Source organism: Streptomyces spongiae (assembly GCF_009377185.1).
Taxonomy (GTDB): domain Bacteria; phylum Actinomycetota; class Actinomycetes; order Streptomycetales; family Streptomycetaceae; genus Streptomyces; species Streptomyces spongiae.
In genome coordinates this window covers 1-5,586 of sequence record NZ_VJZC01000631.1, presented here as the reverse complement: position 1 = coordinate 5,586, position 5,586 = coordinate 1, and the positions used below count along the sequence as shown (strand labels likewise).

Here is a 5,586-nt window from a genome sequence, read left to right as displayed (position 1 = left end):
GCCCCCCTCCGTACCCCACCGTCCCAGGAGCCCGACCACCCATGGACGCCCGCACTCTCGAGGAACTGATCGGCACCCTCGGCGAGCCCCTGCTCCGTGTGCTCGCCGCCCCGGCGGACGGCCTCGCCACACCCGTCTCCGAGGTCCTGCTGTACGGCCACGGGGACCCGTTCCCGCGCAGCGCGCCCGGTGCCCTGGTGCTGACCGTCGGGCTGCCGCCTGGCCGGATCGAGCCGCTGGCGCGCGACGCCGCCGCGGCCGGGGTGGCCGGACTCGTCGTACGGGGCGGGGACTCGCAGCCCCAGACGGTGGCCGCGGCGAAGGCCCACGGCCTCGCGTTGCTCGCCGTCGACGAGGACGCCGCCTGGCATCACGTCCATCTGCTGCTGGCCTCGGCGATCGGGTCCCGGCCGGGACCGGGGGACAGCGGGGCGGCGTTCGGAGACCTGTTCTCGCTGGCCAACGCGGTGGCCGCGGCGGTGGGCGGGGCCACCGTCATCGAGGACGTCCGGCAGCGGATCCTGGCGTATTCCACCCTGCCCCGGCAGGCCGTCGACGAGGCCCGGCGGCAGGGCATTCTGGGCCGTCAGGTGCCGAGCAGTCCCGAGAACAGCGAGCAGTACCGCGTCCTGTTCGCAGCCCCCGGTCCCGTACGCCTCGCCGCGCTGGACGGCGAGGAGCTGCCGCGGCTCGCCGTGGCGATCCGCGCGGGCGGCGAGACGCTCGGGTCGGTGTGGGTCGTCGACGACGGACATCTCGCCCCCGATGGCGAGGAAGCGCTCGCCCGTGGCGCGTCCACGGCCGCCCTGCTCCTGCTGCGGGCGCGGGCCGGCGAGGAACTGTCCCGGCAGCTGACGAGCGACCTGCTGCGCCGCCTCCTCGACGGCAGCGCCGACCCGGTGGGCGCCGCGCACCGCCTCGGCCTCGCCGAGGGAACCCCGGTACGGGTCGTGGCCTTCGCCCTCGACGGCGCCGGGTCCACGCCCGACGAGGAGCAGACCGCGCTGCGGCTGCTCGACCTCGTACGGCTGCACTGCGAGGCGCGGTACGGGCGGCACGCGTGCGTGCTGGTCGACGGGCGTGTGTACGCGCTGCTGCCGGTGACCGGTGCGGAGCCGAGCGGCTCGGGCCGGCGCAACGAGCGACACCGGCGCCTGGCCGAGGACATCGTGCGGCGCGCGGCCCAGGCGCTGCGGATGCGGGTGCGGGCCGGGCTGGGCGAGACGGTGGCGGAGCCGGCGGCCGTGCGCGGCTCGCGGGACGATGCCGACCTGGTGCTGCGGGTGCTCGGCCTGGGGGAGGACGTCGCCGCAGTGACGGAGGTACGGGCCCGGGTCACGCTGCTGCGGCTGCGGGAACTCATGGACGGGCAGCGGGAGTTGACGGCCGGGTCCTGGCGGGAGGTCCTGGCGTACGACGCCGGGCACGGCACCGACTACGCCAGGACCCTGGTGTGCTGGCTGGACGCCGGGGGCGACGTCGCGCGGGCGGCCGGGCTGCTCGCCGTCCACCCCAACACCTGCCGGTACCGCCTCCGACAGGCGCAGCAGCACCTCGGTGTCGATCTGGACGACCCGGACGAGCGGTTGGTGCTGTGGCTGCAGTTGCGCACGCTCGGGGGGCTGCGCGGCGCCGGTCGGTCCTGACGCCCGCCTGGCTGTCTCACGTGGGAGGTCAGCCGCTCAGCCAGGCGGCGAGCCGCCGCTCGCACTCCCGCAGTTGACCGACGGGCACGTACTCCCCGGCCGTGTGCGCCAGCGTCGGGTCGCCGGGGCCGTAGTTGAGCGCGGGCGTGCCGAGCGCGGTGAAGCGGGCCACGTCCGTCCAGCCCAACTTGGGGCGGGGAACCGCACCGAGCGCCTCGACCAGCGAGGCCACCGGTCCCTGGCCGAGCCCGGGCAGGGCACCCGGCACCACCTCGGTGACCGCCACCTCGTACTCGGGGAACAGCGCGCGCAGATACTCCTCCGCCTGCTCGGGCGAACGGCTCGGCGCGAAACGCAGGTTGACGCTGATCACGCAGGTGTCGGGGACGACGTTGTCGGCGATGCCCGCACGGACGGCGACCGCGTTCAGCCCCTCGCGGTACTCCAGTCCGTCGATGACGATCCGCTCGGCGCTGTGGTCGTCGAGGCGCCGGAGTACGGCGGCCGCTCGGTGTGCGGCGTTGACGCCCCTCCAGGAGCGGGCGGTGTGGGCGCGCTCGCCGCGCACCGTGATGTCCGCGTTCAGGACGCCCTGGCAGCCCGCCTCGACGCCCGCGTCGGAAGGTTCCATGAGGATGGCGAGGTCCGCTTCGAGCAGGTCGGGGCGGTCGGCGGCGATGCGCTTCAGACCGTTCCGGTCGCCGGCGACCTCCTCGCACTCGTAGAAGACGTACGTCACGTCCCGCACCGGCGCGGCGAGGCCGACCGCGAGCCGCAGGGCGACGGCGACGCCGCCCTTCATGTCGCACGCCCCGAGCCCGTACAGCCGCTCGCCGTCCAGCCGGGAGGGCAGGTTCCCGGCGGCCGGGACGGTGTCCAGGTGCCCGGCGATGATCACCCGCTCGGCGCGGCCCGTATCGGTGCGGGCCACGACGGAGTTGCCGATGCGTACGACGCTGAGGTGCGGGTGCGCGCGCAACGCGGACTCCACGGCGTCGGCGAGGCCGGCCTCGTCGCCGCTCTCGGAGGGGGTGTCCACCAGGGCTCGGGTGAGGTCCACCAGGTCCACCTGGTTCGCGGCTGCGTACAGCGGGATCATTCCGTGCTCTCCGTCCGTGGTGCGGGCCGGCCGAGACGGGAGTGTCCGATGCCATAGAGCGCGTAGACGGCCAGTCCGACGGCCATCCACAGGCCGAACGCGATCCAGGTGTCGGCGCCGAGTCCCCACATCACGTAGCCGCAGCACAGAGTGCCCAGCGTGCAGGTCAGGGGCGCGAGCGGTACCCGGAAGCTGCGCGGCGCGCCGGGGCTGCGCCGGCGCAGGATCAGGACGGCGGCGTTGACCAGCGCGAAGGCGAACAGGGTGCCGATGCTGGTGGCGTCGGCGAGCGCGCCCAGCGGTACCAGGGCGGCGAGCACCATGACGAACGCGGACACGATGACGATGTTGGCGCGGGGCACGCCGGACCGTGCGTGGACCTTGGCGAACAGCGGCGGGACGAGCCCGTCGCGCGCCATCGAGAACAGGATGCGGGTCTGCCCGTACTGCACGGCGAGTACGACGCTCGTGGTGGCGACGACCGCCCCGACGGACAGCAGGACGGGCCACAGGGTGCCACCGCCGACCGCGTGGATCAGCACCTCGCTGAGGGTGGCCTCGGTGCCCGCGAACCGCTGCCACGGCATCGCGCCGACCGCCGCGACGGCCACCGCGCAGTACAGCGCGGTGATCAGCCCGAGGGAGAGGAGGATGGCGCGCGGCAGGTCGCGCTGTGGATTCTTCGCCTCCTCACCGGCGGTCGAGGCGGCGTCGAAGCCGATGTACGAGAAGAACAGCGAGGCGGCGCCCGCGCTCACCCCGGCCATGCCGAGCGGGAACAGCGGCTGGAAGTTGCCGGCGCGGAACGCGGTGAACGCGACGGCGCAGAACAGCACGAGGGCCGCCACCTTCACCGCCACCATGACCGCGTTCACGACGGCGCTCTCCCGGGAGCCGCGCAGCAGCACCACCATGGCGAGGGCGACGATCGCGGCCGCCGGGACGTTCAGCACGCCGCCCGCGCCGGGCGGGGCGGCCAGCGAAGCGGGCAGTGTCCAGCCGACGGTGAGCTCCAGCAGCTCGTTCACGTACTGGCCCCAGCCCACCGCGACGGCGGCTACCGAGACGCCGTACTCCAGCACCAGACACCAGCCGCACACCCAGGCGACCAGCTCGCCGAGCGTGGCGTAGGCGTAGCTGTACGAGGATCCGGCACCGGGGATCATGCCTGCCAGCTCGGCGTAGGACAGGGCGGAGAACAGCGCGGTGAGCCCGGCGAGTACGAAGGAGAACACGACGGCCGGGCCCGCTTCGGGCACCGCCTGGCCGAGCACGACGAAGATCCCGGTGCCCAGCGTGGCACCCACACTGAGCAGCGTGAGCTGGGTGAGCCCCATGGTCCTGCGGAGCTGACCGCGGCCGGCCTCGGCCACCAGATCGGCGACATCCCGCCGCCGCGTCAGCCTGCTGCGGATACCGGCCTCGCCAACGGATCTCCGCGGCCTGGTTCGCACACTGTCCACGCGTTCACTCCTCTCATGACTCCCGCTCCGGCCCTTGATGATGCGTAACGGGGGTGTGGCGAGGGGTGTGCGCGTCGGCCAAGACGGCGGGGACCGCTTTGGCCTTCCGGCCAAAGCCTCGCGCACGTGACGTGTTCAGCCGTGCGGCCGGCCCGCGTCGGGGGCCCCTATGGCTTTGGTCAAGGGGAGCGGGGTGCGATGAGTTTGGGAGCCGGGCAGCATGGCGGCGTGGCTGATGGGCTGGGACGGGGTCGTTGCCGGATGTGCCTGTCCCGAACACTTCGGTGGAGGACTGGCAGGCGGTCCTCGATCTTGTCGCGGAGAAGAGCTGGAAGTGTCAGTACTCGGGGGGGAGAGAGAGGGTGCTTCCGGTGCCCCGGGCGGCGGGTGTGTCGTCTCGCCCAGCGGATGCCGAGTGCCCCGACATGCGGGTATGGCCGACTGCCGATGTGCTGGCGATCTTCCGTTTCCATGCCGACGATGAAGTCGACTTCGACGTCGACCTGCGGGAGTTGCAGGGCCAGGAGCGAGAGTTGGCTATGCGTGTGGCCACCATGCCTGCGCGCGGAAAGGCGGTTCAGGGGATCGGTGGTGGTCGAAACGCGTGCCGTCCGGGACACGTGGTTCTGGCGCAGCCCTTTCGGTCGGGTGTCAGGAGGAGCGGGTCAGCCGGGAGGGTGATCCTGTCGTCTGGCTGCCCTCGTTCCTCAGGGTCAAGGTGTCGGCGCCGGTCTTCGCCAGGGTGTAGAGGTTGCCTCGGGCGCACAGCACCCCGGCCGACGGATCCGTGGCAGCGCTTGTGACCGCCTCGAAGACCATGGACGATCCGTGCGTCTCCCGCAGACGCAGCGTCTCGGTGCACCCGAGGTCCCGGCCTGTGCCGTCCTCGGTCACGTGGCTGATCTGTCTGCCCACGATCTCGCCCCGGTCCGCGGCGTGGAGGGTGACGGTCACGGCCACCCGGGTCGTGCGCGCGGTGACGATGCCGTCGCCGACGAGGCTGCCGGGGCCTGTGCCCTTCCAAGTGCCCACCCAGGATGCGGGCAGGGCATTCCCGGCAGCAGTGGGGGAAGAAGAGGCGGAGGCGGGCGCGGTCGTCGCGGTCGTACGACCGTTGCCACCCGCCGCGTCATCACCGCCGTCGGGCCAGGCCAGCGCCGTTACGACGGCCGCGGTCAACACCGCGCCCGCGGCCACGGTGGCCGTCCATGCCCGCGCCGACGGCCGGCCGGGCGCGGAACCGGCCCCGGACGGGGCGAGGGGCACGGGGCCGGGAGCGGGACTCGACGGGAGAGCGGGGGGAGGGCCGTACGCGATTGGCGAGACGTACGCGGTCGGCGAGACGTACGCGGGCGGTGGCCCGAACCCGGTCCACGGT

General features: G+C 73.4%; 3 protein-coding genes and 2 pseudogenes. 2 read left to right on the top strand and 3 right to left on the bottom strand.

From position 1 onward, the window contains the following. Positions 1 to 41: 41 nt before the first annotated feature. Positions 42 to 1,646, top strand: a complete 1,605-nt coding sequence (locus tag FNH08_RS43320) for a PucR family transcriptional regulator (RefSeq protein WP_152777002.1) — start codon at positions 42 to 44, stop codon at positions 1,644 to 1,646. A 28-nt stretch (positions 1,647 to 1,674) separates the two neighbouring features. Here FNH08_RS43320 and dapE read toward each other — a convergent pair whose 3' ends face one another. Both dapE and FNH08_RS43310 read right to left on the bottom strand, forming a co-directional pair. Then, positions 1,675 to 2,745: a succinyl-diaminopimelate desuccinylase gene (gene dapE / locus FNH08_RS43315; protein ID WP_152777001.1), complete on the bottom strand. Its 1,071-nt coding sequence runs from the start codon at positions 2,743 to 2,745 to the stop codon at positions 1,675 to 1,677. After that, positions 2,742 to 4,208: an amino acid permease gene (locus tag FNH08_RS43310; protein WP_322726393.1), complete on the bottom strand. Its 1,467-nt coding sequence runs from the start codon at positions 4,206 to 4,208 to the stop codon at positions 2,742 to 2,744. The genes dapE and FNH08_RS43310 overlap by 4 nt, the downstream gene beginning before the upstream one ends. Positions 4,209 to 4,406: 198 nt before the next feature. Between FNH08_RS43310 and FNH08_RS52705 the strand changes: the two are divergent. Beyond that, positions 4,407 to 4,738 (top strand): annotated as a pseudogene (locus tag FNH08_RS52705) (hypothetical protein); the annotation flags it as partial. A 121-nt stretch (positions 4,739 to 4,859) separates the two neighbouring features. Here FNH08_RS52705 and FNH08_RS51270 read toward each other — a convergent pair. Next, positions 4,860 to 5,586, bottom strand: a pseudogene (locus FNH08_RS51270) (hypothetical protein); the annotation flags it as partial.

What these genes read in the sequence shown, in the direction of transcription:
- FNH08_RS43320 (WP_152777002.1), top strand. Translation starts at nt 42, where the DNA reads ATGGACGCCCGCACTCTCGAGGAACTGATCGGCACCCTCGGCGAGCCC.
- dapE (WP_152777001.1), bottom strand. Translation starts at nt 2,745, where the DNA reads ATGATCCCGCTGTACGCAGCCGCGAACCAGGTGGACCTGGTGGACCTC.